At 70.3% G+C, this 1,860-nt stretch carries 2 protein-coding genes; one reads left to right on the forward strand and one right to left on the reverse strand.

All coding sequences use genetic code 11. The features are described 5' to 3' along the window. Window positions 1-532: 532 nt before the first annotated feature. A complete protein-coding gene (locus AC1Q49_RS16185) occupies window positions 533-997 on the reverse strand; it encodes a DUF6153 family protein (protein WP_005049597.1) in 465 nt (154 codons plus the stop codon). A gap of 155 nt (window positions 998-1,152) precedes the next feature. Between AC1Q49_RS16185 and AC1Q49_RS16190 the strand changes: the two genes are divergently transcribed. Beyond that, window positions 1,153-1,623, forward strand: a complete 471-nt coding sequence (locus tag AC1Q49_RS16190; protein ID WP_492493425.1) for a DUF6153 family protein — start codon at window positions 1,153-1,155, stop codon at window positions 1,621-1,623. The last annotated feature ends 237 nt before the right edge of the window (window positions 1,624-1,860 follow it).

A 1,860-nucleotide genomic window follows, 5' to 3' on the forward strand; every position in this document is an offset into this window, starting at 1 on the left:
GTCGGGGGTGGTGAACGACTGGGCGCGCACCGGGGTGCGGGTCGCCTCGACGGCGAACACCGGCTCCGGCGTCAACGGGATCAGCAACGGCAGTCCGGCGATCGACGCGACCGGGAGCATCACCGCGCCGGCGAGCATCCGGGATCGGGTGAGCGTGCGGCGCGGCGCGTGTCGAGGTGTCCGGGCGGCACGGGTGGGCCGACGGCGTCGATCGCGTCGCGTCTGGACGGGTGGGGAAGACAGGGCGGCTCTCGCCGCACGGCGCGTTCCGGTACCGGGAGTCGGGGTGGAGGGGGCGGGTTCGGGCATACAAGACTTTCCTGGATGAGGGGGACGATGAAGGTGCGCACGGTCGCCGTCACACGGTCCAACCGGGAGCCGCGGCCCGGAGTGCACGGCGAGAATCCGGGATCGGATCACCCATGGCGCTGCCGCAGACGGGTCGCGCTCGCCTGCGGGCCGCACATCGTGGACCGTCGGCGACATCACGCGCCGGCGGCGGCTCAGGCGGCGGGCGCGGGCGGGGTGCTGATCAGGTGCGGCTGATCGACAGCACGATCAGGGAGGGCCGCAGAAGAGGCGACCCGGACGTGAACGAGCTCGACCTGCCGGGGAGGGATCGCAGCCACGCCAGCAGCGACATCCACCCGTCCCGGGCCGGGAGCACCAGGATGAGCAGGGTCAGCAACGCGAGCAGACACGTCACGGCAGCGAAAGCATGAGACGTCCCGCAGACCGTCTCATCGCACGAGGGCGTCACCACCCCGCTGACCAGGACATCAGCGGCGGCATCGGGGGCCGCAACGACTGCGGAGGCGGACACGACAGTGCCCGCCTGGTCCTCTTCCAGACTCAGCGAATGCATCGCAAGCAGCCCCGCGATGATCGCGGTCACCGCGGCCAGGTAGAACCACAGGGCACGCCGGGACCCGAGTGCCCGCCGTCGCGCCACCACCTGGTTCACCGTCGACGCCCCTTCCTCGATCACGCCCAGCATACCCCGGGCGGGTAGCCATCCCCGAAGCGATACCCATCCTGGATACCCCGGATGGGTATATGCTGAGTGGTAGGGGGCACCCGCTCCCGTGCGTGGTGTTCTGACCGTGTCGCGGAGGCAAGGCACCGCTACCCTGGACGGGAAGGAGGTCGGTCGTGAACGTGATTCGCTCGCACGCGCGTCTGACCCCCGGGGTGCGACGGCTCCTGCTGGCCGCTCCGATCGCCCTGGCGATCATCACCGGGCTGCTGTCCATGCACGTCCTGACCGGTTCCCACCAGCCCGCCCTGGCATCAGAGACCAGCGCGATGAGCACGCACAGCCAGGTCGGCTCCGCACCAGCCGCCGCCGACGATACGCCGATGACCGCAGCTGCGGCGGAGGGCGCTGGAGGGCATTGCCAGGACGGGTGCGGCAGCCCTGCGGGGATGCCGGATCACTCGATGCTGATGATGGTGTGCGTGCTGGCGCTGCTGGCCGCGGGGATCGTCCTGCTCGCCCCGACGTCCCGTGCCCTTCTCACATACGCCGTAGCCCGCTCGCGCTCCCATACCCGGACTCTGCTGGTCGGATTGCCGCATCCCCGCCCGCCTTCACTGCTTGTCCTGTCCATCAGTCGCACCTGATTCCGCCTGAACCCCGGCGACCCTTGCCGGGGATGCTGCACCCTGCCCTCCCGGGCACTGAATCAGACCCTCACCGACTGAATAGACAAGGACACCCCTGATGCGTTTTCGTACTCTCACGCTGACCGCCGGCGCCCTGGCCACCGTGCTCGTGCTCGCCGGCTGCGCCCCCACCGACGGCACCATGCCCGGCATGGACCACGGACCCGGGGGGATGACCAGCACCGCCCCCTCCCA

The organism is Microbacterium sp. MPR-TSA4 (assembly GCF_058792815.1).